Annotated in this window: 22 protein-coding genes; 11 read left to right on the top strand and 11 right to left on the bottom strand. The window is 60.8% G+C overall.

Annotation, left to right across the window (positions count from 1 at the left end):
* Positions 1-79: 79 nt before the first annotated feature.
* From BM131_RS11225 to trpS, 4 genes are all read right to left on the bottom strand, one after another.
* On the bottom strand, positions 80-535 hold the full coding sequence (locus tag BM131_RS11225) for a universal stress protein (protein WP_090189482.1): 456 nt from the start codon (positions 533-535) through the stop codon (positions 80-82).
* 54 nt (positions 536-589) lie between these two features.
* Positions 590-1,456: a branched-chain amino acid aminotransferase gene (locus BM131_RS11220; protein WP_090189480.1), complete on the bottom strand. Its 867-nt coding sequence runs from the start codon at positions 1,454-1,456 to the stop codon at positions 590-592.
* A gap of 170 nt (positions 1,457-1,626) precedes the next feature.
* On the bottom strand, positions 1,627-2,133 hold the full coding sequence (locus tag BM131_RS11215; RefSeq protein WP_090189478.1) for a VOC family protein: 507 nt from the start codon (positions 2,131-2,133) through the stop codon (positions 1,627-1,629).
* A 188-nt stretch (positions 2,134-2,321) separates the two neighbouring features.
* On the bottom strand, positions 2,322-3,335 hold the full coding sequence (trpS, locus tag BM131_RS11210; RefSeq protein ID WP_090189476.1) for a tryptophan--tRNA ligase: 1,014 nt from the start codon (positions 3,333-3,335) through the stop codon (positions 2,322-2,324).
* A 117-nt stretch (positions 3,336-3,452) separates the two neighbouring features.
* Here trpS and BM131_RS11205 point away from each other — a divergent pair, with 117 nt between their 5' ends.
* Positions 3,453-4,145 (top strand): rhomboid family intramembrane serine protease, encoded by a 693-nt coding sequence (locus tag BM131_RS11205; protein ID WP_090189474.1) that lies wholly within the window; start codon positions 3,453-3,455, stop codon positions 4,143-4,145.
* Between the two features lie 45 nt (positions 4,146-4,190).
* Here BM131_RS11205 and murJ read toward each other — a convergent pair whose 3' ends face one another.
* Genes murJ through BM131_RS11190 form a run of 3 tightly spaced genes read right to left on the bottom strand, consistent with a single transcriptional unit; the run spans position 4,191 to position 9,774 of the window.
* Positions 4,191-5,777, bottom strand: coding sequence for a murein biosynthesis integral membrane protein MurJ (gene murJ, locus BM131_RS11200; RefSeq protein ID WP_090189472.1), 1,587 nt, complete (start codon positions 5,775-5,777; stop codon positions 4,191-4,193).
* Positions 5,778-5,801: 24 nt separating this feature from the next.
* On the bottom strand, positions 5,802-8,573 hold the full coding sequence (locus tag BM131_RS11195; protein WP_245754218.1) for a [protein-PII] uridylyltransferase: 2,772 nt from the start codon (positions 8,571-8,573) through the stop codon (positions 5,802-5,804).
* A gap of 1 nt (position 8,574) precedes the next feature.
* Complete coding sequence (locus BM131_RS11190) at positions 8,575-9,774, bottom strand: penicillin-binding protein activator (RefSeq protein WP_090189470.1); 1,200 nt, start codon at positions 9,772-9,774, stop codon at positions 8,575-8,577.
* 117 nt (positions 9,775-9,891) lie between these two features.
* Here BM131_RS11190 and rsmI point away from each other — a divergent pair, with 117 nt between their 5' ends.
* The 3 genes from rsmI (at position 9,892) to gshB (ending at position 12,179) form a co-directional block, all read left to right on the top strand.
* Positions 9,892-10,755 carry a 16S rRNA (cytidine(1402)-2'-O)-methyltransferase gene (rsmI, locus tag BM131_RS11185; RefSeq protein WP_090189468.1) on the top strand — a complete coding sequence of 288 codons (864 nt, stop codon included), beginning with the start codon at positions 9,892-9,894 and terminating at the stop codon, positions 10,753-10,755.
* An 11-nt stretch (positions 10,756-10,766) separates the two neighbouring features.
* Positions 10,767-11,168, top strand: a complete 402-nt coding sequence (locus BM131_RS11180; RefSeq protein ID WP_090189738.1) for a YraN family protein — start codon at positions 10,767-10,769, stop codon at positions 11,166-11,168.
* Positions 11,169-11,234: 66 nt separating this feature from the next.
* Positions 11,235-12,179, top strand: a complete 945-nt coding sequence (gene gshB, locus BM131_RS11175) for a glutathione synthase (RefSeq protein WP_090189466.1) — start codon at positions 11,235-11,237, stop codon at positions 12,177-12,179.
* Here the strand turns inward: gshB and BM131_RS11170 are convergent.
* A complete protein-coding gene (locus BM131_RS11170; protein ID WP_175499293.1) occupies positions 12,176-13,144 on the bottom strand; it encodes a DUF2125 domain-containing protein in 969 nt (322 codons plus the stop codon). The genes gshB and BM131_RS11170 overlap by 4 nt on opposite strands.
* 63 nt (positions 13,145-13,207) lie before the next feature.
* On the opposite strand from BM131_RS11170, the gene BM131_RS11165 reads away from it, so the two are divergent.
* The 3 genes from BM131_RS11165 (at position 13,208) to BM131_RS11155 (ending at position 16,567) form a co-directional block, all read left to right on the top strand.
* Positions 13,208-13,738: a gamma-glutamylcyclotransferase gene (locus BM131_RS11165; RefSeq protein WP_090189736.1), complete on the top strand. Its 531-nt coding sequence runs from the start codon at positions 13,208-13,210 to the stop codon at positions 13,736-13,738.
* 129 nt (positions 13,739-13,867) lie between these two features.
* Positions 13,868-14,968 (top strand): biopolymer transporter ExbB, encoded by a 1,101-nt coding sequence (locus BM131_RS11160; protein ID WP_090189734.1) that lies wholly within the window; start codon positions 13,868-13,870, stop codon positions 14,966-14,968.
* A 3-nt stretch (positions 14,969-14,971) separates the two neighbouring features.
* A complete protein-coding gene (locus BM131_RS11155) occupies positions 14,972-16,567 on the top strand; it encodes a peptidoglycan -binding protein (RefSeq protein ID WP_090189463.1) in 1,596 nt (531 codons plus the stop codon).
* On the opposite strand, the gene BM131_RS11150 is transcribed toward BM131_RS11155, so the two are convergent.
* The 3 genes from BM131_RS11150 to gloB form a co-directional block, all read right to left on the bottom strand.
* Positions 16,564-17,529 carry a M23 family metallopeptidase gene (locus BM131_RS11150; RefSeq protein WP_175499291.1) on the bottom strand — a complete coding sequence of 322 codons (966 nt, stop codon included), beginning with the start codon at positions 17,527-17,529 and terminating at the stop codon, positions 16,564-16,566. The two genes, BM131_RS11155 and BM131_RS11150, sit on opposite strands and share 4 nt — an antisense overlap.
* Entirely contained in the window at positions 17,526-19,844 is a 2,319-nt protein-coding gene (gene clpA, locus BM131_RS11145; RefSeq protein ID WP_090189461.1) for an ATP-dependent Clp protease ATP-binding subunit ClpA, read from the bottom strand. The genes BM131_RS11150 and clpA overlap by 4 nt, the downstream gene beginning before the upstream one ends.
* A gap of 192 nt (positions 19,845-20,036) precedes the next feature.
* Positions 20,037-20,798, bottom strand: coding sequence for a hydroxyacylglutathione hydrolase (gene gloB / locus BM131_RS11140; protein WP_090189459.1), 762 nt, complete (start codon positions 20,796-20,798; stop codon positions 20,037-20,039).
* A gap of 63 nt (positions 20,799-20,861) precedes the next feature.
* Between gloB and BM131_RS11135 the strand changes: the two genes are divergently transcribed.
* The 4 genes from BM131_RS11135 to BM131_RS11120 all read left to right on the top strand — a co-directional run bounded on the left by BM131_RS11135 (position 20,862) and on the right by BM131_RS11120 (position 24,822).
* The gene (locus BM131_RS11135) at positions 20,862-21,596 is read left to right on the top strand and encodes a class I SAM-dependent methyltransferase (RefSeq protein ID WP_090189458.1); all 735 of its coding nucleotides are present in this window, start codon (positions 20,862-20,864) and stop codon (positions 21,594-21,596) included.
* 223 nt (positions 21,597-21,819) lie between these two features.
* Positions 21,820-22,380: a F0F1 ATP synthase subunit delta gene (locus tag BM131_RS11130; protein WP_175499289.1), complete on the top strand. Its 561-nt coding sequence runs from the start codon at positions 21,820-21,822 to the stop codon at positions 22,378-22,380.
* Positions 22,381-23,916 carry a F0F1 ATP synthase subunit alpha gene (gene atpA / locus BM131_RS11125; protein WP_090189454.1) on the top strand — a complete coding sequence of 512 codons (1,536 nt, stop codon included), beginning with the start codon at positions 22,381-22,383 and terminating at the stop codon, positions 23,914-23,916.
* Positions 23,917-23,943: 27 nt separating this feature from the next.
* On the top strand, positions 23,944-24,822 hold the full coding sequence (locus BM131_RS11120) for a F0F1 ATP synthase subunit gamma (RefSeq protein ID WP_090189452.1): 879 nt from the start codon (positions 23,944-23,946) through the stop codon (positions 24,820-24,822).
* The last annotated feature ends 18 nt before the right edge of the window (positions 24,823-24,840 follow it).

Below are 24,840 nucleotides of genomic sequence, written 5' to 3'. Positions count from 1 at the left end.
AAACCGTCCTTTTTTGTCAGGTATCAGATATGCGCCTTTGTGGCGCTTTCGTCAAGGTTTGGAACCATTCTAACCTATCTCAGGTAATGGATTCCAGCTTTTCCTTGGAGAGATCGCCCGGCACGATGGTGATCGGGATCGGCAAGGTGCCCGCCTGCCGCGATAGCGCGTTAATCAGCGGGCCAGGACCTTTGTTGTCGGTGCTCGCCCCAAGGACAAGGACGCCAATGGCGGGGTCTTCGGTGATCTGGGCCAGGATTTCGGGCATTACCTCGCCTTCGCGGATCACGAGTTCGGGGTTCACGTTTTGGCGATCCCGCATCCATTTGGCGAAAACTTCAAAGTGGACCTCGATCCGCTCGCGGGCTTCTTCGCGAAAGATTTCCCCGACGCCGATCCAGTGATTAAATTCGTCTGGCGGGATAACCGACAAAACGGTGACGCCCGCGCCCGTCTTGGACGCGCGCATCGCGGCATATCGCATAGCGTTCAGACATTCGCGGCTGTCATCCAGCACGACCAGAAACTTGCGCATGGTGTCCCCCTTGTTTGCGCGCATCGTGCCGGATCATCGGCGCGCTGGCAACGGTTACAGTGTTTCGGACGCGGCCCAGTCCCAATACATCTGCCGCACGCGGTCTGTGACCGGGCCGCTGTTGTAACGCACGTCGTCAAAGGCGCTGACGGGGGTGACCTTCATCATGTTGCCGGACAGAAAGACCTCGTCGGCGCTGCGGAAGTCGTCAAAGGTCAGCACGGTTTCGCGCACATCAATGCCGTCAGCGCGCAGGTTTTTGATGTGCCGCGCACGGGTGATTCCGGCCAGAAACGTGCCGTTGGGGATGGGCGTAAAGACAACCCCGCCGCGCACCATAAACACATTGGCGCTGGCGGTTTCGGCGACATTGCCCATGGCGTCGGCGACAAGCGCGTTGCCAAAGCCCTTGGACCGCGCCTCTGCGAGCATGCGGGCATTATTGGGGTAAAGGCAGCCGGCCTTGGCGTTGACGACGTTGTCCTCCATCACGGGGCGGCGGAAACGGGTGGTGGTCAAGGTGGTGCTGGCACCAGCGGGGGCCATCGGGATCGCCTCTAGGCTGATGGCGAAGCCCGTAGAGTTTTCGCGCGGCACGATGCCCAGATCGCCGCCATCAAGTGCCCAATACATCGGGCGGATATAGACGGCGGTGCCCGGGGTGTAGCGGGCAAGCCCCTCGCGGACGATTTGCACCATGTCATCGGCGGCCACGGTCGGCGTAATCATCAGCGCTTGGGCGGAGCGGTTTACGCGGGCGCAATGGGCGGCCAGATCGGGGACAACGCCATGGGCATAGCGTGCGCCGTCAAACACGGTGGTGCCCAGCCAGGACCCATGGTCCGCTGCGCGCATGACGGCCAAGTCGCCGTCGTGCCAACGGCCTTCGAAATAGGTGGTGATCTGGGTGCCGGTTGCCATGACTGCGCCTTTCGGGAAACGTTGACGGCACAGTATGCAACAGGGCGCGGGGGGTAAAGGCGGCGCATTCACGCTGTGAACACGCCGCCACAGGCCGCTTTTGGGACAGGGTGCGGCCCAGTCGAAATGCAGCCGGGGAACTGCGGGGGTAGTTTGACCCGGGGGTGGAATCAGTTTTGTGACAGGGCCTGCACAGGATAAGCGTTCAGCAGCGCTTGCAGGTCGAAAGGCGTGTTGTTCATCTGCAGATTGCCATCCGCATCGCGGGGCCAGTCGGCCTCTTCACGGTCGACGTAAAGCTCTACACCATTTTGATCCGGGTCGCGCAGATAGATCGCCTCGGACACCGCATGGTCTGCCGCGCCGTCTAGCGTTAATCCTGCCGCCAACACGCGGTGCAGAACGGCGGCTAATGTGGCCCTGTCGGGATACAGAAAAGCGATATGATACAGCCCTGTGTGCCCCGGCGGCGGCGGGGTTGCCCCGGCGCTTTCCCAGGTATTCAGGCCGATATGGTGATGATACCCACCAGCGGACAAAAACGCTGCCTGTTTACCATAACGCATCGTGACTGCAAAACCGAGGACATCGCGGTAAAACGCAATGGCGCGCTCTAGGTCAGCGACCTTGAGGTGAACATGGCCGATACGCGTGGCGGCGGGGGCTAGGTTTGTCATGGTGAAATCTCCTTCACCACGAACATAATCGCTACGCTACTGCACAATAGGCGGCATTTCCAAACCGAAGCTCTGCACAATAGCGCAGGTCCGCCCTTCTTCTGGTCGAAAATACCTCCGCCGGAGGCAGCTGCCGTCCGGCAGCTTCGCTTTTCACCCGCGAGCCGAAAAAGCGACCGTGCCGCGCGTTAGCGCAGCAGGCCGACGATATCGTAGGTCCGGGCAAGGATCGGCGCGGCAATGGCGCGGGCGCGTTCGGCCCCGTTTGCAAGGATGCGGTCGATCTCGGCAGGATCGTCCATCAAGCGCGTCATCTCGTCCGAGATCGGGGCAAGCTTATCGACGGCCAAGTCAGCCAGCGCAGGCTTGAAGCGGCCCCAGCCAGCGCCGGCATATTCGCCGATCACAGCCTCTGACGTTGTGTCGGACAGGGCGGCGTAGATATCGACCAGATTGCGCGCCTCGGGGCGGTCTTTCAGACCATCGAGGGTGTCTGGCAGTGGCTCCGGGTCGGTCTTGGCCTTCTTGAACTTCTTGGCGATCGTGTCCGCGTTGTCGCGCATGTTGATGCGCTCCATGTCCGACTCGCCGGATTTGGACATCTTTTTCGTGCCGTCACGCAGGTTCATCACACGGGTGGCGGGGCCGTCGATGACGGGGATCGTTTCAGGGAAGAAATCGACCTTGAAGTCGTGGTTGAACTTGTTCGCGATGTCGCGTGTCAGCTCTACGTGTTGTTTCTGATCCTCGCCCACGGGCACATGCGTCGCGTGATACAACAGAATGTCGGCGGCCATCAGGGACGGGTAGGCGTAAAGGCCAAGCGATACTTTTTCAGCGCCCGATCCAGCCTTGTCCTTGAACTGGGTCATGCGGTTCATCCAGCCGACGCGCGCAACGCAGTTAAAGATCCAGCCAAGTTCAGCGTGCTGGCTGACACGCGACTGGTTGAACAGGATCGATTGCGCGGGATCTAGGCCAGCGGCAAGGTAGCCTGCGGCGACTTCGCGGGTCGCGTGGCTTAGCTCTGCGGGGTCCTGCCAGACCGTGATCGCGTGCAGATCGACGACGCAATACATCGTCTCCATCTCGCCTTGCATGCCGACGAAGCGCTTGATTGCGCCTAGATAGTTGCCAAGCGTCAGGCCGCCAGAAGGCTTGATGCCGGAAAAGACGCGGGGGGTGAAGGTCGCTTTGGTCATGGGATCATCCGGGGTGGTCACAGGGGGCAGGGTGTCATACCCATGCCAGAGCCGCACTCGAACTTCAACAACAGGTGGACATGGCTGCCGTCCGCCTCTGCCAAGGTCATAGATTTCATGAGCGACGATCCTGCCCCCTTTGAGAGCCCATTCAACACCATTCCGCCGGTCATCATTGTGCTGGTGGCCATCGTCGCCGCGATCGAGCTGACGCTAAGCGCAGGCGCGACAGGGCTGGTGGGCGGTCCCGGCGCGATCGGCTGGCGGCTGTCGGCGCTGAACGACTACGCATTTTCGCCTGCGGTGTGGGACTATGTGTGGACGCGCGGCGATACCAGCCCAGAGCTACTGAAGCGGTTTATGACCTATGCCTTTGTGCATGGCAGCTTTACGGACGCGCTGTTTGGTGTCGCGTTGCTGCTGGCGCTGGGCAAGTTCGTGGGGGATGTGTTTTCCGGCGCGGCCACTTTGGCGGTTTTTGTGATTGGCACGCTGGTGGGCGCACTGGTTTACGGTGTTTTCGTCAAGGGCGCCGTGCCGCTGTTTGGCGTCTGGCCTGCGGTCTACGGGCTGATCGGTGCCTTCACCTATATCCTGTGGCTGCGTCTTGGGCAGGCCGGGCAAAACCAGATCGCGGCCTTTCGGCTGATCGGGTTTCTGTTGGGACTGCAGCTGGTCTTTGGTCTGATCTTCGGGTCCAGTCCGATGTGGATCGCTGAATTGGCGGGCTTCGTGGCTGGCTTTGCGGCGTCAGTGGTGCTGGCTCCGGGTGGGTGGACTGCCTTGCTGCACCGGTTGCGCCAGCGGTAAGCCCGGGTGCCTCCGGCGGGAGTTTATTGGGCAAGGTGAATGGGATCAGCGGCGCAGCGCGCGGCGGAATTCGTGGAGTTTGAAGGCACCGACGGCTTGGCCGATCGCGAAGTAGCTGATGATGCCAGTGGTCACGAGGGCGGTCAGCGCGATGTAGCGCAGACCCGGCGTGCCGAAATAGGGGCCAAGGATGACTTGGGTGATCCACAAGGCAACACCCATGCCGCCAGATGCGATGATGATGCGCCAGATGCGGGTCTTGAACCGGGCGTCCAGATTTGCCGCTTCGCCCATATCACGAGAGCCGCGCCAGAGCATGACGACCATGGCCCAGCCGGTCATGGTGGTGCCAAGGGCGGCGGCGATGAAGCCGATGAAGGGCGACAATCCAACGGCGAGCACGAGGTTCAGAATCATCGCGGCGACAGCGTATTTAAATGGGCTACGTGTGTCTTCGCGGGCGAAGAACAGTGGTTGCAGCGTCTTTTGCAGCACAAAGGCCGGCAGGCCGAGGCCGTAAACTGCCACGGTCAGGGCGGTGGCGGCCGTATCGTCGGCGGTGAAGGCCCCGCGCTGAAAGAGCACCGAGGTCAGCGGCATCGGGATGACGACCAGCGCGACGGCGGCAGGGACTGTCAGGGCGAGGCTAAGTTCAGACGCGCGGTTGAACGCATCGCGCCCGCCCGCCGTGTCGCCGCCGCGCAGACGGCGGGACAGGTCGGGCAGCAGCACCACGCCGATCGCGATGCCGACGACGCCAAGGGGCAGCTGGTAAAGGCGGTCCGCGTAGTTCAGCCACGCGACGGCACCTTCAAAGAAGCTGGCGACTTGGCGGCCCACCAACAGGTTGATTTGCACCACGCCGCCCGCCAACGCGGCCGGGGCGGCGATATAGGCGAGGCGCTTGAGTTCTGGCGTCATGCGCGGGCGTTTCAGGCGCAGCGGATAACCCGCGCGGGCGGCGGCCCACCAGACAACTGCCATCTGCACAAAACCTGCGAAAGGGACGGACAGGGCAAGGGAATCGCCGACGCGCAGGCCGAGCGCTTGATCAAGGCTGACGCCCAAAGTGTCGCTGAGCGGGCGGCCAAGCGCGGCAGCGACGATGATCGCAAGGATGAAGACGACGTTCAGCAGAACCGGGGCGGCGGCGGCGGCCATGAAGCGGCCCGTGGCGTTCAGCACGCCAGACAGCAGCGCGGCGAGTGAGATGAATAGGATATAGGGAAAGGCGTAGCGGCCATATTCCACAGCCAGATCAAAGCGTTCGTCGCCGCGAAAACCGGATGCCATGGCCGTAACCAGCAGGGGCATGAAGACGATGCCGAGGATGGTGAAGAACGTCAGGATAACGGCCATGCCGACAAAGGCGTCTTGGGCGAATTCCTCGGCGCCATCGCCGCCTTCGACCTTTTTTGAAAACATGGGGATGAAGGCCATGTTGAACGCGCCTTCGGCGAAGAAGCGGCGGAAAAGGTTGGGCAGGGAGAAGGCGACCAGAAACGCCTCGGCCACGGGGCCGGTGCCAAGGTAGCCCGCGATCATGATGTCGCGCGCGAAGCCCATGACGCGGCTTAGCAGGGTCCAGATGCCGACAGTGAAAAAGCCGGACATCAGGCGGATCGGTTTCATGGCGTGGCCCCTAAGATTGCGGCGTCACGTGTGCGCCCGTTCCGCGCCGCGGTCAATGGCCTCGCGCAGGCGCTTTTCAAGGCTGTGGCGTTTGCTTTCGCTGTGGAATTTCAGGCCCGTCAGGTCCTTGACGTAGAAGGTATCGACAGCCTGTTCGCCGTAGGTCGCGATGACGGCAGAGGCGATATAAACATGGGCGTTCGCTAGCGTGCGGGTCAGGTCGAACAGCAGACCAGCGCGGTCGCGGGTGTCGACCTCGATGATGGTATAAATCTCGGAGCCTTCGTTATCGAAGGTGATGTTGGTTGGCACACGGAAGGCGCGCATGCGCTTGGGCAATTTATCGCGGTCGGCAAGGGCGTCGCGCGGCACAACTTCGCCAAGCAGCGTCTTGTGGATCATATTGCGCAGGCGGGGCAGGCGGGTTTCCTCGAATGGGTGCCCGTCGGCGTCTTGGATCCAGAAGACGGCGGTCGCGTAGCCATCCTTAGAGGTGTAGCTGCGCGCATCGACGATGTTCGCGCCAACAAGCGCCAGTGCGCCGGTCATGCGGGAAAACAGACCCGGGTGATCGACCATGGCAAAGCAGGCGCGGGTGGCATCGCGGTCGGGGTCGGGCATCAGGTCGATCCGAATTTCGTCGTCGGGAATGTCGCGCAGAAGTCCGGCAAAGATGACGTGGGTCGCGGGGGGCAGACCCTGCCAGTAGGGCCCATAGTGGCGGCCCATTTCCTTTTTGATATCCGCAGGTTCCCACCCGTCCAGCGTATCGCGCAGACTGCGCTTGGCGACGGTTTCGCGGGTCTCGCGGTTCACGTCCTCTAGCCCGTTATCAAGGGCAGAGCGGGTCGCGGCGTGCAGGTTGCGCAGCAGGACGGCTTTCCAGTTGTTCCACGTGCCGGGCCCAACGCCGCGAATGTCGCAGACGGTTAGCACGGTCAGCAGATCCAGCCGTTCAACGGATTTCACAGCCTTGGCAAAGCCGCGGATGGTGCGCGGTTCGGATATGTCGCGCTTTTGCGCGGTGTCGGACATGAGCAGGTGATAGCGGATCAGCCATTCGACTGTTTCGCATTCCTTTTTCGACAGGCCTAGGCGGGGGCAGAGGCGGCGGGCGATTTGCGCGCCAAGGATAGAGTGATCCTCTGGCCGGCCCTTGCCGATGTCATGCAGAAGCATGGCGACGTAAAGGACCTTGCGGTTCACCCCAGCCTTCAGAATGCCAGAGGCGAGGGGGAGGCTTTCGATCAGCTCTCCTCGTTCGATCTGGGAGAGGTGGCTGATGCATTGGATCGTGTGTTCGTCGACGGTGTAGTGGTGATACATGTTGAACTGCATCATCGCCACGATCGGGGCAAAGTCGGGCAGGAACGCGGCCAGCACGCCGAGTTCGTTCATGCGCCGCAGGGATCGTTCGGGGTTGCCGTGTTTCAGCAGCAGGCCCAGGAACAGTTTGTTCGCGTCCGGATCATTGCGCATCGCGTCATCAATCAGGTGCAGATTGCCCTTGATCAGGCGCATGGCGTCGGGATGCATCAGGGTGCCGGTGCGCATCGATTCCTCGAAAATGCGCAGCAGGTTCATCGGGTCTGCCAGAAAGGTTTTCGGGCCAGAGACGGTGAGGCGGTTCTGCTTGATGTCGTAGGGCGGCTTGGTCTTGGGTTTGCGTTTTAGCAGCCGTTCCAGCATCGGCGCGGCCTTGGCATGGCGGCGTTCTTGGGCGACGAGGAAGATCCGCGTCAGATCGCCAACCATTGTGGCATGGCGGAAATAGGCCTGCATAAAATGTTCAACGCCGCGCCGCCCGCCGCCGTCGGCGTAGCCCATGGCGTCAGCCACGGCGACCTGCATGTCAAAGGTCAGCTGATCCTGCGCACGGTTTGCGATCAGGTGCAGGTGGCAGCGCACGGCCCACAGGAATTCATGCGCAGCGCGGAACGCCTCGTATTCCTCTTGGGTGAAAACCTTGTGGCGCACCAGTTCCGATGCGTCGCGCACACCGTGGATATATTTGCCGATCCAATACAGCGATTGCAGATCGCGCAGACCGCCTTTGCCCTCTTTCACGTTAGGCTCGACCATGTAGCGTTGGCCGCCTTGCTTGCGGTGGCGCTGGGCGCGTTCCTCTAGCTTGGCATCGATAAAATCGGGTGCGGTGGATTTGAAAAGCTCTGTCCACAGGCGCTTGCCTAGCTGTTCGGCCAAGGCGGCGTCGCCGGTCAGATAGCGGTATTCCACCAATGACGTGCGGATGGTGTAATCTTCTTCGGCTAGGCGCAGGCAATCCTTGATGGTGCGGCTGGCGTGGCCGACTTTCATCTTAAGATCCCAAAGCATGTAGAGCGTGGATTCGATCACGCTTTCGGCCCAGGGGGTCATTTTATAAGGGGTCAGGAACAGCAGGTCGACGTCGGAATGGGGGGCCATTTCGCCGCGGCCATAACCGCCGACAGCGATGACGGACAAACGTTCGCCGTCTGTGGGGTTGGATAGGGGGTGCAGCCGATTGCGGGCGACGTCCAGTACAGTGGTCAGGATCTGGTCGGTCAGCCAGCTATAGGCGCGGGTCGTAGGACCGGCGCGAAAGGGCTGCGCCTCGAACGCGGTCTTGATCGCGGCGCGGCCAGCGGCCTGCGCATTTTTCAGCAGGCCCACGGCAGCGGCGCGCAGCGCCTTGTCGTCCGGCGCAATCAGGTTGGCCGCATCCAATGCGATCTGCATCGCGGGGGCGTCAAAGATTTGCAGCGCCGGAAGGATCAGATCCTGCGGCGCTGCGTCGATTTGGGGCGTGTTCAACTTAGCTGCCAGTCCGGCCAAAGCTGCGCGGCGCGTTCTGCAGAATGACCATCTGATTGCCGCGCACGGTGGCGACAGCAAGGCCGCGCTCGTTCAGGCCATTGGGCAACAGGCGGAAGATACCGTTGGTGCCTTGAAAGCCTTGCTGCGTGGTCAGCGCAGATTTGGTCAGCGCATTGCGGTTGCCGGTGGCGACCAGCGCGCCAACGGCGGCGATGCCGTCATAGGCAAGGCCCGCGAGCGGGTGCGGATCGCTGCCATAAGCGGCGCGGTAGCGCGCTTCGAAGTTCGCGACCATGCCGCGGTCTGGCACGGCGAACAAACCGCCCTGAACACCGGGAAGCGCTAGCGCTTGCGGTGCGGCGGCCCAGTTGGTCAGGCCAATGTAGCGGGTCAGGCCGGGGTTGATCCCTGCCTCTGGCAACGAGGTCGCGATCAGGGGCAGGTCAGCGTTGGCACCTGCGGTCAGGAACACGGCCTGCGCGCCTGCGGCTTTCAGCGTCTCGGCAATCTGCGGCGTGGCAGACACGATACCTTGCTGGGACAGGGGATAGCTGCCGACACCGGCAACCTGTGCGCCATTGGCCTGCACGGCAGACACAATCGCGTCGCGGCCAAGCTGACCGCCAAGATCGTTCGCGTGCACGATGCCGAAACGCTCTACTCCGGTCTGGCGGGCATAGCTGACAAGGCGGTTCGCGGTATTGTTGAAGGTCGCGCCAAGGATAAAGACGTTACCGCCAGCCACGGTGGGGTTGTTCGACAGTGCCAGCACGTTGACGTTGCGCGCGGCGACGGCATTGCCGACGGGGTTCACGGTTTCGCCGTACAGCGGGCCGATGATGATCTTGGCACCTTCGTCCACGGCTTGCGTGGCTACGCTGGCGGCCTTCGCTGGGTCGGCACCGCTGTTGTAGACGCGCAGGTCAATCTGCACGCCATTCAGGTCGGCAATCGCCATGCGGGCGGCGTTTTCAAGGTTGCGCGCGAGTGTGGCATCGTTCGAATCGCCCGATCCACCGGGGACCAGTAAGGCAACCTGAACAGGCGCGTTGGGATCGATAGCAACGCCTGTATCAGTTGCGTTGTTCATGGGGACGGCGACACAGGCCGCCATCCACAACATGGCAAACAGCGCAGTGGCGCGGGCGGCCCATCGCCGCAGATTCGGTGTCGTCGCGTGGGGCAGCAGGGCAGTCATCGGCGGCATCCTCTTGTTTTCCGGGCCTCAAGGTGCGACGGGCGTTGTCCTCACGCCTGTTCCGCCCCATGGTTCAAGGCTCGGGTATCATAAAGCAGCAGGCACAGGGGTCTAGGCATGAATCACGAGATCAGACCATTGGTTGCGGGATTGTATCTGGTGGCAACGCCGATCGGGTCGGCGCGGGACATCACGCTGCGCGCGCTGGATATCTTGGCCAGTTGCGATGTGATCGCCGCCGAAGATACGCGCACAGCGCGTAAGCTGCTGGAAATCCACGGTGTTCCGCTGGGTAAACGCCCCGTTATCGCGTTCCACGATCATAGCGGCGAAGGGCAGATCAATCGGTTCGTTGCCGCGATCGCAGAGGGTAAGTCTGTGGCTTGCGTCTCCGAGGCGGGCACACCTTTGATCGCGGACCCAGGGTATGAACTGGCTCTGGCAGTGCAGGCCGCCGGATTACCGGTGACGGCCGCGCCCGGTGCCTCGGCCGTGTTGACGGCGCTGGCCGTCGCAGGATTGCCGACGGACCGCTTTGCCTTTGTCGGCTTTTTGTCAGCGGCGCAGGCGCAGCGCGCGACCCAACTGGCCGATCTGCGCGATCTACCATTCACTCTGGTGTTTTATGAATCGCCAAAACGCGTTCATGGAATGTTAGCGAGTGCGTGCGAGATTTTAGGGGAAGGTCGGTCAGCGGTGGTGTGCCGGGAGCTGACGAAAAAGTTCGAAGAGGTGTCGCGCGGAACCTTGGGGTCGCTTGCCCGCGATTTTGAAGGTCGCGCCGTGAAGGGTGAAATTGTTGTCCTGATCGGGCGCGCTGGCGCTGAAACGATTGAAGCCGTGGATGTGGAAACAGCACTGCGCGATGCGATGAAGTCGATGCGTGTGAAGGATGCGGCGACTGCAGTCGCGGGCGCATTGGGGCTACCACGGCGGCAAGTGTATCAGACAGCTCTTGGGCTGGAACATAAGGATGAGTGAAGATGCAGGCCATGATATGCGCAGACGGGACCAATAAACCGGGAAAAGCTGTGCAACACCGTAGCCGGGCAAATTATCATGCGGGGCTGGCGGCCGAGGATATCGTGGCGCGTAATTACGCACAGCGCGGTTGCGCAGAGGCCGCCCGACGCTGGCGCGGTAAGGGCGGCGAGATTGACCTGATTGTGCGCGATGGCGATTCTGTTGTGTTCGTCGAGGTTAAAAAAAGCCGCACACATGGGCGGGCAGCGGAACGGGTGACACGGCGGCAAATGGACCTAATTTGCATGGCAGCGTCCGAGTTTGTCGGGCTTGAACCGCGTGGCGCGTTGACGCCGATGCGGTTTGATGTGGCAACCGTGGACCAGTCTGGACAGGTTCAGGTGATCGCCAATGCCTTTGGTGGATGGTGACCTGCCATTGCGCAACGGGTGGGGCGGCGCCATATCGGATGGAAATCCGATCCAAAGGGCCAGGCTATGACATTAAAAGTTGCGATTCAGATGGACCCGATCGGTCCAATTAATATCGACGCGGACAGCACATTTCGTATTGCTGAAGAGGCGCAGGCACGCGGGCACAGCCTATTTTACTATACGCCTGACAAACTGGCGTTCAATCAGGGCCGCGTCACCGCGCGGGGCTGGCCGCTGACGGTGCGCCGCGAAAAGGGTAACCACTTTTCGCTTGGCGAAGAGGTCGAGGTCGATTTGTCGACGTTTGATGTGGTGTGGCTGCGGCAGGATCCGCCTTTTGATATGGGCTACATTACCACGACGCATTTGCTGGACATGATTCGTGACACGACGATGGTCGTGAATGATCCCTTCTGGGTGCGCAATTACCCCGAAAAGCTGCTGGTTCTTCAGTTTCAAGATCTGACGCCGCCGACCATGGTTGCACGTGATCTGGACACGTTGCGCAGCTTCCGGGCGGAGCATGGGGATGTCATCCTTAAGCCGCTGTACGGTAACGGCGGGGCTGGTGTTTTCAAGCTGGTGCAGGGCGATGGCAATCTGGCGTCGCTGCATGAACTGTTTGCCGGTATCAATCGCGAGCCGCTCATTATGCAGAAGTTTCTGCCTGCCGTATCCAAGGGCGATAAGCGGGTCATTTTAGTTGATGGTGAGCCTGTTGGTGCGATCAATCGCGTGCCTGCGGCGGGAGAGACCCGGTCGAACATGCATGTCGGCGGCCGGCCTGAAAAGGTTGAGCTGACGGACCGCGACCGCGAGATTTGCGCCCGGATCGGGCCGCTGCTGCGCGAGAAGGGGCAGATCTTTGTCGGGATTGATGTGATTGGCGAGTGGCTGACGGAGATCAACGTCACCTCTCCGACCGGTATTCAAGAGCTTGAGCGGTTTGACGGCACGAACATCGCGGAAAAAATCTGGCTGGCGATCGAGGCACGCCGCGCCGCCTAGGGTAGGCGGAGAACGGGGGCTGGTCCCAGCGGGACTGGCCCAAGCGCCATTGCGCCATTCGCGAAAGTCAGTGGCAGGCTGACGGCACCGTCGTTTGCGAGCATGCCGACCACGGCTTTGATCGTTTGAACAGACGCTGGCGCGATCACGCCAAGATTTGCCAATAAATCAACTGCCGTCAGCCAGCCCTGGGCTTTGAGGTCGATGCGACCCGTAGGCAGCCCCGCGGCATCAACGGTAACTGATCCGCTGCCGGTCAAGCGGATGTCGCCCCAAGTTGCCTCAATGCTATTAAGCATGGCTGTGGTGATAAGGGGACGCGTCGGCAGGAAGGCTTGCCGGTCAAGCGGGCGGTCAAGGGTAAGGGTCGCATCCATCACCAATTGTGCCGGGCCGTTCGGATAGACCTGCAAGGCTGGTAAGACTGCGACGTCGGTTAAGTTTAGATAGGCTTCATAGGTGTTGGCCTGCGGCGCAAGGCTGCGCAGCGCCAGTAAGGTGCGCTCTGTTTGCAGTGTCCAGCCGTCGCCGGATTTGATCGCCAGATTTTGCCCCTCTGCCGTCATGCTGTCAAAGCTAAGGGCAGTGTTGGCGGCGACATCGACGTTGGCCTGCAGGCTGTCCGAGGTGACATCGAATGTCTGACGTCCGACCTGCAAGGTTTGCTGCGGCGCGAGGGTCGCGATGATTTTGTTGGGGCGGTAGGACAGGGCGGCGGTTTGCACCCAAGGGGCCTGCCAGATCAGCCCGCCGCCGGGTGATGTGACGGTCAAATCGCGGGCGGTGACGTCAAAGCGAGAGGGGAAGCCGCCGGTTTTCAGGGTTTCCGTCTCAACCTGCCAACCTTGCGATGTTGCCGCGTTCAGCCCGGCCTGCAGTCCGCGATCAAGGCCGCGCGCGGCGACAAACCAGACGCCCGCGTAAATCGCAGAGAGCGTCAGAACGATGACCAACAGCAGCTTCATGACAGACCCCTCGTATTCAGTTGGCCTCGCGTTTATAGGGGCACAGGGAAAAGGACCAGTCACATGAGCTTGTGGGTTTTCGGGTATGGATCGTTGCTGTGGAACCCCGGTTTCACGCCGGTCGCGGCGCGGCGTGCGGTGTTGCATGACTACCACCGCAGCTTTTGCATGTTGTCGATCCACCATCGCGGCACGCCGGAACTGCCGGGGCTGGTTCTGGCGCTGGATGCGGTGCCGGGCGGACAATGCACGGGGATGGCGCTGTGCGCTGATGACAGCGATGCGGATGAAGTTTTGCAGATGCTGCGCGAACGCGAATTGGTATCGTCAGCCTATGTCGAGCGGATCGTGACCTTGCAGACTGAAACGGGACCGCAAGACGCGGTGGCCTATGTGATTGACCCGGATCATGAACAATATGTGCAGCTGGATCTGGAAACACAGGCCCAGATGATTGCCCGCAGCACGGGCGGGCGCGGGCCTAACCCAGAGTATCTGTTTCGGACCGCCGCGCATCTGGATCAGATGGAGATCGTCGATCCTGACATGCGCTGGTTGAGTGCGCGGGTGCAGGCGCTGGGCGAGGCGGATTAACCATTTACGTTTGGCCCGTAGGCCCCTTAGGCTGCGGTCAATTGACAGGACAGGACAGCCGACGTGACGGATTTCAACAGGCCGGAAGTGCCGCCGCAGTTTTCCCAACCTGTGCGCCAAATTACATCCATGCTGATCGCGCTGGGGCTGGTGGGGGCGGGCCTGTATCTGGGCTTTGCCGAGATGCGGCTGATCTTTTTGTCCAACCCCTACCTGAACGGCCTGATCCTGGTCGTTTTCATTCTTGGCGTCGCTTCGACCTTTGCGCAGGTCTGGCAGCTGATGAAATCAGTCGAGTGGATCGAAGGTTTTGCGACCAACCGCGTCGGGCACCGGATGACGATTGCGCCATCCTTGCTGGCGCCGCTGGCGACATTGCTGCGAACGCGCGGTGCGCGGATGCAGATTTCGTCAACGGCAGCGACGTCCATTCAGGACTCGGTGGCGCAGCGCATTGACGAAGACCGAGAGATGACGCGCTATCTGGGTAGCACGTTGATTTTCCTTGGTCTTTTGGGGACATTCTATGGTCTGGCGACCACGGTACCCGCGCTGGTAGAGACGATACGGTCACTTAATCCTGCCGATGGCGAAAGCGGCGCCGATATCTTTGGCCGGTTGCAGCAGGGGCTGGAAAGCCAGCTAGGCGGCATGGGCACGGCGTTTTCGTCATCCTTGCTGGGTCTTGCCGGATCGCTGATTGTTGGTTTGCTCGAGCTGTTCGCCGGGCACGGACAGAACCGCTTTTACCGCGAGTTGGAAGAATGGCTGTCCACGATCACCCGGCTTGGCTTTGCCAGCGGTGAAGACGGTGCATGCGGTGAAGACAGCGCGATGATGCAGGCCTTTGCCGAACATATGGGCGCGCAACTGGATACGATGCGCGGTATGTTTGTGCAGGCGGAACAGACGCGGGGGCAGGCGGATGATCATCTGACCCAGCTGACCCGCACGATTGAACGGCTGGTCGATACGCAGCGCGGCAGCGGCGCGGATGTCGCCCTTTTGACGCGGATTGCAGAGGGCCAAGAGCGGCTGATCGCGCAAATGCAGGACGGCGGCGTCGACGGTTTGGATGCGGAAAGCCGGATGCGGCTACGGTCCATCGACACGCAAATGCTGCGCCTGCTAGAGGACGTCGCCGCCGGACGGCAGGAAACGCTGGCCGATTTGCGCAGCGATTTGGCCGGGCTGACCCGCGCGGTAAAACAGTCGCGGCGGGACGTGTAAGTCATGGGTTTATCGCGGCGCAATCAGCGGATGAACGCGAACATTTGGCCCGGTTTCGTGGATGCGATGACTGGGCTTTTGCTGGTGCTGATGTTCGTGCTGACGATCTTTATGGTGATTCAGTTTGTGCTGCGCGAAACGATCAGCGGGCAGGAAACGCAGCTTGACGATCTGGCGGGGCAGGTGGCTAGCCTGACCAGTGCGCTGGGTATTGCGGAAACGGCGAATACCGCGCTCTCAGCGGATAATGACGCGCAATCCAGCCGGATCGCGCTGTTGCTGGACGAGCGGGATCAAGCGGCGTCAGATCTGCAAGCGGCGCAAAACCGGGTCACCGGGTTCGAGGCGCAGGTCGCCGGGTTGCTGGCGCAGCGCACAGATTTGTCCGCCCAAGTTGCTGGGCTTGAGGCGACAAATGCGGATCTGATGACGCAGCAACAGCAGCAGGAATTGGCGCTGGCCGCCGCGCGGTCAGAGGTCGACGCGCAGGCCGAAGCTGCCCGTCTGGCAGCGGCCCGGCGCGAGGCGTTGCAGGCGATGGTCGCTGATTTGCAGGCGCAAAGCGACGGCTTGCAGGGGCAAACTTCGGAGCAGACGCGCCGTATTAGTGATCTAGAGGCGGCGCAATTGGCTGATGCCGCCGCAGTGGAAGCCTTGCGCAAGCGGCTAGAGGGGGCGGACACCGAGTTGACCGCCTTGACCCTGTCGCTAGAGGCGCAGCGCCGCGAGGCTGAGGAAACGCTAACCTTGCTGGCGGCGGCCAATGCGGCCCGCGATGCGTTGCAGGCCGATCTGGAATCGGTCGATGGCGGCCGGGCAGACGCGTTAACCGAGGCGGAGCGTCAGGCCGCTTTGCTGGCCACAGCGCAGGCGGCGTTGTCGCAAGAGCAGGCGCAAAGCCTAGAGGCGCAACGGCAAACGGCGCTGCTGAATGAGCAGGTTGCGGCGTTGCGCCAGCAAGTTGGCACACTGCAATCGTTGTTGGACGTGACTGAAACGGACGGGCTGGACGCGCAGGTGCAGATTGAGCAGTTGGGCGCGCAGTTGAACACGGCGCTGGCCCGTGTCGCAGCAGAAGAGCGCCGCCGCCGCGCGCTGGAGGAAAGCGAACGGCAGCGGCTAGAGGCAGAGAATCAGGATCTAGAACGCTTCCGGTCTGATTTCTTTGGCGAATTGCGCGGATTGGTCGAAGGCTTGGACGGCGTGCAGATTGAAGGCGACCGGTTTGTGTTCTCGTCCGAGGTGCTGTTTGGCACCGGTGATGCGACCTTGTCTGCGCGGGGACGCGAAGAGATTGGCAAGGTGGCAGGGTTGCTGCGGCAGATCGCGGATAATATCCCAGACAATATCGACTGGATCATCCGCGTCGACGGGCACACGGATAATGTGCCGCTGTCTGGCAATGGCGTTTTTGCCGACAATTGGGAACTGTCCCACGCGCGCGCGCTGTCCGTGGTGAAGTATATGGAAACGCTTGGCATTGCACCGAACCGGATGTCTGCCAACGGCTTTGCAGAGTTTCAGCCGCTAAACCCGGCCAATACCGCTGCAGCCCGCGCGCAGAATCGGCGGATCGAGCTAAAGCTGACGGAACGCTAGTTCAGCGTGACCTGGGTGGTCTGCACATCCAGCAGATCGCCGTCGCGGCGCAGTTCAATCGTGCCGGTATAATCGCCAGCGGACCAGCCGCCGGGGGGCGTGCGTTTGCCGCCAGCGCGGTATAGTTGGGCCTGCGTGCGATCTAGGGTTTGGGTGTTGGTAAAAACGTCCCCTTGCGGGCCGCGAATGGTGAGGGTCATAAGATCGCCCGTGCGGCCACCAAAGGCAAAGCCCCAGACCACAAGCGCGGGGGCCGTCGTGGGCATCGCGTTTTGGGCGGCGGTGCCCGCTTTGATCGTATCGAATTCGGGGACAGCATCGCTAAACCCTGCCGAGATCAGCCCGCCGGGGGTAAAGGGCACAACCATGTTCCAAAGCGTTTTGTCCGGGACGGTGCCGCAGGTGTTCAGCGCATTCGGCGCGAAAGGATCGACAACCGCGCCGTCCTTGCGGACCGAAAGATGCACATGGGGGAATTGGGTCGCGCCGGACAAGCCGACCTGCCCGAGCACTTGCCCCATGGCCACGGTCTGCCCGGTTTGCACCGTGACAGAGCCTTTTTTCATATGGCAATATTGCGTTTCCCAGCCATCCCCATGGCTGACGACAATGCCGTTGCCGCATTCGCGGTCAGAGACATCTGGCGCGCCGGGGGTGCCTTGCAGGATGTCAGCCATATCATCGCGGACGCCGCGCACTGTGCCGGGGGCAGAGGCGAGGACATCGACGCCTGCCGTCTGCATCGCGAGGGTCGGAAGCGCGAAATCAGTGCCTTTATGCCCGTCATAACTCAGGTTGCCGCATTGGGAATCCTGCGCGCCGGGCCCGGGATCGTGGTCGGCGGTCTGCTGGATATAGCAAGTTTGCGTCAGATCGCAGTCTAGCGGCGGCTCTAAAAGAATATCCCCCGCAGCCGATGTGGCTGCGAGGGACAGGGTCGTTATCGTGATCAGCCGGATCATTCAGCCGTAAGCAGCGGAGGCTTCTTGCCAGAGATCCGGGCCTGTTCTGGCGCTTCAAACGTAAGCTCCAGATCCTTGCCTTTGACGCCGACCTTGACCAGGCCGCCCTTGGTCAGCTTGCCAAACAGCAGCTCTTCGGCCAGCGGCTTTTTGATGTGCTCTTGGATGACGCGGCCCAGCGGGCGCGCACCCATTTTGACATCATAGCCTTTCTTGCCAAGCCACTCGGCAGCAGCCGGGGTCAGTTCGATATGGACGTTGCGGTCGATCAATTGCGCCTCAAGCTGGAGGACGAACTTTTCGACCACCTTCATGATCACCTCTTGTGGCAGCGTGCCGAAGCTGATGATCGCGTCCAGACGGTTGCGGAACTCCGGCGTAAAGATCCGCTCGATCGCAGCCATATCCTCGCCCTCGCGGGATTCGCGGCCAAAGCCCATGGCGTTTTTGCCAATTTCAGAGGCACCAGCGTTCGAGGTCATGATCAGGATCACGTTGCGGAAGTCGGTCGTCCGGCCGTTGTGGTCGGTCAGTTTGCCGTGGTCCATTACCTGCAGCAGGATGTTGTAGACGTCAGGGTGCGCCTTTTCCATCTCGTCCAGCAGCAACACACAGTGCGGGTTCTGATCGACGCCGTCGGTCAGCATGCCGCCTTGATCAAAGCCAACATAGCCCGGAGGCGCACCGATCAGCCGCGAAACAGCGTGCTTTTCCATGTATTCGGACATGTCAAAGCGGATCAGTTCAACACCCAGCGTATCCGCCAGCTGCTTTGCGACCTCTGTTTTACCCACACCAGTTGGGCCTGCGAACAGGTAGTTACCAATCGGCTTTTCTGGCTCGCGCAGACCCGCGCGGGACAGTTTGATGGCGGACGACAAAGCTTCGATCGCTTTGTCTTGACCGAAGACGACACGCTTGAGCGAACCTTCGAGATCTTTGAGGACCTCTGCGTCGTCCTTGCTGACGTTCTTGGGCGGGATGCGGGCGATCTTAGCCACGACGGCCTCGATCTCTTTGATACCAAGCGTTTTGCGGCGCTTGGAATCGGGCAGCAGTTGCTGCGACGCACCCGCTTCGTCGATCACGTCGATGGCCTTGTCCGGCAGTTTGCGGTCGTTGATGTAACGCGCGGACAGTTCCACAGCCGCCTTGATGGCGTCGGCAGTGTATTTCACGCCGTGGTGCTCTTCAAAGTACGGCTTCAGACCCTTGAGGATCTTGACCGCATCTTCGACCGAAGGCTCGTTCACGTCGATTTTTTGGAAACGACGCGCCAGCGCGCGATCCTTTTCAAAGTGTTGGCGGAACTCTTTGTAAGTCGTCGAACCCATGCAGCGCAGTTTGCCGCCCTGCAACGCAGGTTTCAGCAAGTTGGACGCATCCATTGCGCCACCAGAGGTCGCGCCAGCGCCAATGATCGTGTGGATTTCGTCGATGAACAGAACCGCATCCTTGTGGTTCTCCATCTCGGTCATCACGGCTTTCAGGCGCTCTTCGAAATCGCCGCGGTAGCGGGTGCCGGCCAGCAATGCGCCCATGTCGAGGCTATAGATCGTGGCCTTAGCCAGAACCTCTGGCACTTCTTTCATGACGATCTTGTAGGCAAGGCCTTCGGCGATAGCCGTTTTGCCCACGCCGGGATCGCCCACCAGAAGCGGGTTGTTTTTACGGCGGCGGCATAGAACCTGAATGCAGCGCTCGACTTCATGGGCCCGGCCGATCAGGGGATCGACGTCGCCTTTGCCTGCCTTCTCGTTCAGGTCCACGCAGTATTTTGCCAGCGCGGATTCCTTTTTGTCGCCGTCGGTGACGCTTTCGTCTTCATCGGGCTGTGGGCTGCCATTGACGGGGCGGCTTTCGCCAAAGGCCGGGTCTTTGGCGACGCCGTGCGCTATGAAATTGACGGCGTCGTAGCGCGTCATATCCTGTTCTTGCAGGAAGTAGGCGGCGTTGCTTTCGCGTTCGGCAAAGATTGCGACCAGCACGTTTGCGCCCGTGACTTCGGTGCGGCCAGAGGACTGCACATGAATCGCGGCGCGCTGAATGACGCGCTGAAAGGCAGCCGTTGGCACGGCTTCAGAGCCGTCGACGTCGGTTTCCAGCGTCGACAAATCGTCGCTGATGAAATCTTCTAGATCTTTACGCAACTCATCCAGATTGACGGAACACGCCTGCATGACGCGGGCGGCGTCCGGTTCATCAATCAGCGCCAGCAGCAAATGCTCTAGCGTGGCAAGTTCGTGGCGGCGGGCGTTGGCCAAGGCCAGCGCGCCGTGAATGGACTGCTCAAGCGTCGTTGAAAAAGATGGCACTTCGGGTGCTCCTTGCTGTTCGGAAGGTCCGGCGGGCTGGCACCCGCTATGGACCGTGGCCTTAGTGTTCAAGGTTTGGGTTTTCGGCCCAACCTTCAAGTTTTTTCTTGTCCGATGTGTTCACAAAAAGACTGACGTGGTGTGAACAGGGCGGTCGAGGGGGCAAATTTACGCAAATCTGCCCAAGTGGCGTCAAAACCGATCCCTGCGGGCGCGGATTTCGGTGAAAATATCGGCAGGTTGTGCGCCAGCCATATCAAGGGCCTTTGCCAAAACCGGGTCGTCGGCGCGTAGAAACGGGTTTGTTTCACACTCCAGCGACAATGGCGATGGAACAGTCGCGAGGCCGTTTTCCCGCGCAGTCCGTGTCGCCGCTGCACGAGAGATAATAGCAGAATGGTCCGGTTCAAGAGACAAAGCAAACGCTGCGTTCGTCGTCGTGTATTCGTGACCAGAGCAAACGACCGTGTCGGCGGGTAGTGCGCGCAGGCGTTGCAGGCTGTCCCACATCTGCGCTGGCGTGCCTTCAAACAGGCGGCCGCAGCCCATCGCCATCAGGCTGTCGGCGGTGAACAGCAGGTTTTCAGATGGTAGGTGAAAGGCGATATGGCCGACGGTGTGGCCATAAACCTCGATCACGTCGGCCTGCACGCAGCAGACGGTGAACGTGTCGCCGCCCGCAACAGCAAGGTCGAGGTCTGGCAAGCGATGCACGTCGGCTTTCGCGCCGATGACGCGGGCATTGCCGCGCAGGGCGGGCAGGGCCTGCACATGATCGTCGTGGTGGTGGGTGAGCAGGATGTCAGTCAGGGTCCAGCCGCGTGCATCAAGGGCAGCTTGAATCGGCGCGGCCTCTGGCGCGTCGATCAGCGCGGTTTGCCCTGTCGCAGCGTCGTGAATCAGGAATGCGTAGTTATCATTCAGGCAAGGGACGGTGATCAGTTCAACGGGCATGGCAAATTCGCTTTTCTTTGGTAGGGTGGTGCTTAAGACCGCCTTGGGACCTCGCACTTTGTAATGCATCTGGACGTACTTCAACTGCGTAACTTCTATTATCGCAGCGCCCTTGGCCGGGCGGCGCAGAAGGTCATACGTGATGAACTGGTGCGGATGTGGCCAGAGGCAAAGGGCCAGACTGTCGCAGGCTTTGGTTTTGCCGTGCCTTTGCTGCGGCCTTATCTGGGGCAGGCGCGGCGTGTCATCGGTCTGATGCCCGGCCCGCAAGGCGTGATGCCGTGGCCGGCGGGGCAGCCGAATGTATCCGTGCTGTGCGAAGACACGCTGTGGCCCATACCCACCGGGTTCGTGGACAAGCTGGTCGTGATGCACGGGCTAGAGACGTCGGATCACGCAACCGCGGTGCTAAGTGAATGTCACCGCGTGTTGGGGCCGGGGGGGCGGGTGATCTTTATTGTGCCAAACCGCGCCGGGCTGTGGTCGCGGTCGGATCGCACCCCGTTCGGCTTTGGCCGGCCCTATTCGCCGAGCCAGTTGGAAAGCCAGCTGCGCGGCCATGGTTTCGATATCGGCACCGTGCGCGCGACGCTGTATCAGCCGCCATCACACCACCCGGTCTGGCGGCGGATGGCAGGCCTGCTGGAACGTGCAGGCCATGCGATCCCAATGCTAGCGGGCGGCGGCGTGCTGATTGTCGAGGCTTATAAGCAGTCGCCAGCGACCAGCGGACCCGGCCTGCGCGTGCGGCGGCGTGAAACGGCGCTTGCCCCCTTCCCAGAGGCCGCACCCGCATAATGGTGCCCCGCGGCGTGATGACGCGCTGCGACAGATCGTCCTTTGGCGCGCGCAGACGTCTAAACTGGGGCTTATAAGACGCTAAACATCGCCTTAACATGTTGCGGGATGCAAACTCCTCTGCTAGATCGACGCTGATTTTAATGCCTCGGTTACTTCGGGGAGACGTGAACGCCTCCGGACCCTTTTGGGGTCGCGGGGGCCTTATATCGGAAGGGTGGACGTGTCCGAACCAGCTTCGATCACTCAGGGTATCGCCGGGCGCTATGCGTCGGCGGTGTTTGACATCGCTAAAGACGGCAACAATCTCAAGGCGATGGAACAAGACGTCGACGCGCTTGACGCGGCTTTGTCCGAGAGCGCGGATTTCCGCGATCTGATCACATCGCCTCTTTATAATCGTGAACAGCAAGCTTCTGCCGTGAAGGCGATCGCGCAAAAGATGGCACTGTCGGATACGATGGCGAATCTTCTTGGCCTGTTGGCTGACAAGCGTCGCCTTTTCGTTCTGGCCAGTATCGTTGGTACGCTGCGCGACCTTTTGGCCGAGGACCGTGGCGAGGTCACCGCAGAGGTGACCAGTGCCAAGGCTATGACCAAAGCTCAAAGCGACAACCTTGCTAAGGCTCTGACTGAACAGGTCGGCAAGTCGGTCAGCATTAAGGAAACTGTGGACGCCTCCATTCTTGGTGGTCTGATCGTCAAGGTCGGCTCGCGCATGATCGACACGTCGATCGCGTCCAAACTCAACGCACTCCAGAACAACATGAAAGAGGTCGGATAAATGGCGATCCAAGCGTCTGAAATCTCTGCGATCCTAAAGGACCAGATTAAAAACTTCGGTCAGGATGCCGAAGTCGCCGAAGTCGGCCGTGTGCTGTCCGTCGGTGACGGTATCGCCCGCGTTTATGGCCTTGATGCCGTGCAAGCCGGTGAGATGGTCGAATTCCCCGGTGGTATCCGCGGCATGGCCCTGAACCTCGAAACCGACAACGTCGGCGTCGTGATCTTTGGTTCCGACCGTGACATCAAAGAAGGCGACACCGTCAAGCGCACCAAGTCCATCGTGGACGTGCCTGCTGGTCCAGAGCTGCTGGGCCGCGTTGTTGACGGTCTGGGCAATCCGCTGGACGGCAAAGGTCCGATCAACGCATCCGAGCGCCGCGTCGCAGACGTCAAAGCGCCGGGCATCATCCCGCGTAAGTCGGTTCACGAGCCGATGCCAACGGGTCTGAAGTCCATCGACGCCATGATCCCAATCGGCCGTGGCCAGCGCGAGCTGATCATTGGTGACCGTCAGACTGGTAAGACCGCTGTCGCGCTCGACACCATTCTGAACCAGAAGTCGTATAACGACGCTGCCACCGATGACAGCCAGAAGCTGTACTGCATCTATGTTGCTATCGGTCAGAAGCGTTCGACTGTTGCTCAGCTTGTGAAAAAGCTCGAAGAGACAGGCGCGATTGAATACACGACTATCGTCGCTGCAACGGCTTCCGATCCTGCACCAATGCAGTATCTGGCACCGTACTCTGCCACCGCGATGGCCGAATATTTCCGCGACAACGGCAAGCATGCTTTGATCATCTATGATGACCTTTCCAAGCAGGCTGTGTCCTATCGTCAGATGTCGCTGTTGCTGCGTCGTCCACCAGGGCGTGAAGCATACCCAGGCGACGTGTTCTATCTGCACTCTCGTTTGCTGGAGCGTTCGGCCAAGCTGAACGAAGACAACGGTTCTGGCTCGCTGACGGCTCTGCCGATCATCGAAACCCAGGGCGGCGACGTGTCCGCGTTTATTCCGACGAACGTGATTTCGATCACCGACGGTCAGATCTTCTTGGAAACCGAACTGTTCTTCCAGGGCATCCGTCCTGCTGTGAACACGGGTCTGTCGGTGTCTCGTGTGGGTTCTGCAGCCCAGACCAACTCGATGAAATCCGTCGCAGGTCCGGTTAAGCTGGAACTGGCGCAGTACCGCGAAATGGCGGCCTTTGCGCAGTTCGGTTCCGATCTGGATGCCGCAACGCAGCGTCTGCTGAACCGTGGTGCCCGCCTGACAGAACTGATGAAGCAGCCGCAGTATTCGCCGCTGACCAACGCTGAAATCGTCACCGTGATCTATGCGGGCACGAAGGGCTTCTTGGACAAGATCCCCACAAAAGAAGTTGGTCGTTTCGAGGCTGGTCTGCTTAAGCACATGCGCAGCGAAGGCCGCGACGTTCTGGACATGATCACGAACGAAGATCCCAAGATCAAAGGCGATGCAGAAGCCAAGCTGAAGGCAGCCATCGAAGCCTTCGCCAAGGATTTCGCGTAACCTTTGCCCGAGAGAGGAGTTTAGGTTTTGCCTAGTCTCAAGGACCTTAAAAATCGGATCGCGTCGGTCAAATCGACCCGCAAGATCACCAAGGCCATGCAGATGGTGGCCGCCGCAAAATTGCGGCGGGCACAGGACGCAGCCGAGGCCGCGCGCCCCTATACGGAGCGATTCAACGCGGTCATGGCAGGCCTGAGCCAAGCAGCAGAGGGTTCGCCCTCTGCGCCAAAGCTGTTGGCTGGCACTGGGTCGACCCAAACGCATCTGCTGGTTGTCATGACCGCAGAGCGCGGCCTGTGCGGTGGCTTTAACGCCAACATCGCCAAGCTGGCCCGCGTGCACGCGAAAAAGCTGGTTGCCGAAGGCAAGACTGTCAAAATTTTGACCGTCGGTAAAAAGGGGCGCGATTCATTGCGCCGCGAGCTGGGCGATCACTTTGTCGGTCACATCGACATGTCCGACGTCAAGCGGATGTCCTATGCCGACGCACAGCGCGTCGCAAAGGATGTACTTAACCGTTTTGACGCGGCTGAATTCGACATCGCAACGATCTTCTTCTCGCGGTTCGAAAACGTTGTGTCGCAGCACCCGACAGCGCAGCAGATCATCCCGGCCAAGTTCGAAGCCGTGGCGGATGCCGCAACCGCAAGCACGCTTTACGACTACGAGCCCAGCGAAGAGGCCATCTTGGCTGACCTGCTGCCGCGCGGCGTCGCAACGCAGATCTTTGCGGCTTTGCTGGAAAACGCAGCGTCCGAGCAGGGCGCACGGATGTCCGCTATGGACAACGCAACGCGCAACGCCGGCGACATGATCGACGATCTGACCATCGAGTTTAACCGCTCGCGTCAGGCGAAGATCACGAACGAGCTGATCGAAATCATTTCGGGCGCTGAAGCGCTCTAAGAAGACTGGAGAAACACT

The organism is Loktanella salsilacus (assembly GCF_900114485.1).
Lineage (GTDB): Bacteria > Pseudomonadota > Alphaproteobacteria > Rhodobacterales > Rhodobacteraceae > Loktanella > Loktanella salsilacus.
This window is presented reverse-complemented; position numbering and strand designations above follow the sequence as displayed.

What these genes read in the sequence shown, in the direction of transcription:
- trpS (WP_090189476.1), bottom strand. Translation starts at nt 3,335, where the DNA reads ATGACCAAAGCGACCTTCACCCCCCGCGTCTTTTCCGGCATCAAGCCT.
- BM131_RS11170 (WP_175499293.1), bottom strand. Translation starts at nt 13,144, where the DNA reads ATGAAGCTGCTGTTGGTCATCGTTCTGACGCTCTCTGCGATTTACGCG.
- BM131_RS11150 (WP_175499291.1), bottom strand. Translation starts at nt 17,529, where the DNA reads ATGATCCGGCTGATCACGATAACGACCCTGTCCCTCGCAGCCACATCG.
- BM131_RS11220 (WP_090189480.1), bottom strand. Translation starts at nt 1,456, where the DNA reads ATGGCAACCGGCACCCAGATCACCACCTATTTCGAAGGCCGTTGGCAC.
- BM131_RS11160 (WP_090189734.1), top strand. Translation starts at nt 13,868, where the DNA reads ATGCTGATCGCGCTGGGGCTGGTGGGGGCGGGCCTGTATCTGGGCTTT.
- murJ (WP_090189472.1), bottom strand. Translation starts at nt 5,777, where the DNA reads ATGAAACCGATCCGCCTGATGTCCGGCTTTTTCACTGTCGGCATCTGG.
- BM131_RS11135 (WP_090189458.1), top strand. Translation starts at nt 20,862, where the DNA reads ATGCATCTGGACGTACTTCAACTGCGTAACTTCTATTATCGCAGCGCC.
- gshB (WP_090189466.1), top strand. Translation starts at nt 11,235, where the DNA reads ATGACATTAAAAGTTGCGATTCAGATGGACCCGATCGGTCCAATTAAT.
- atpA (WP_090189454.1), top strand. Translation starts at nt 22,381, where the DNA reads ATGGCGATCCAAGCGTCTGAAATCTCTGCGATCCTAAAGGACCAGATT.
- BM131_RS11165 (WP_090189736.1), top strand. Translation starts at nt 13,208, where the DNA reads ATGAGCTTGTGGGTTTTCGGGTATGGATCGTTGCTGTGGAACCCCGGT.
- rsmI (WP_090189468.1), top strand. Translation starts at nt 9,892, where the DNA reads ATGAATCACGAGATCAGACCATTGGTTGCGGGATTGTATCTGGTGGCA.
- BM131_RS11215 (WP_090189478.1), bottom strand. Translation starts at nt 2,133, where the DNA reads ATGACAAACCTAGCCCCCGCCGCCACGCGTATCGGCCATGTTCACCTC.
- gloB (WP_090189459.1), bottom strand. Translation starts at nt 20,798, where the DNA reads ATGCCCGTTGAACTGATCACCGTCCCTTGCCTGAATGATAACTACGCA.
- BM131_RS11225 (WP_090189482.1), bottom strand. Translation starts at nt 535, where the DNA reads ATGCGCAAGTTTCTGGTCGTGCTGGATGACAGCCGCGAATGTCTGAAC.
- BM131_RS11155 (WP_090189463.1), top strand. Translation starts at nt 14,972, where the DNA reads ATGGGTTTATCGCGGCGCAATCAGCGGATGAACGCGAACATTTGGCCC.
- BM131_RS11190 (WP_090189470.1), bottom strand. Translation starts at nt 9,774, where the DNA reads ATGACTGCCCTGCTGCCCCACGCGACGACACCGAATCTGCGGCGATGG.
- BM131_RS11180 (WP_090189738.1), top strand. Translation starts at nt 10,767, where the DNA reads ATGATATGCGCAGACGGGACCAATAAACCGGGAAAAGCTGTGCAACAC.
- BM131_RS11205 (WP_090189474.1), top strand. Translation starts at nt 3,453, where the DNA reads ATGAGCGACGATCCTGCCCCCTTTGAGAGCCCATTCAACACCATTCCG.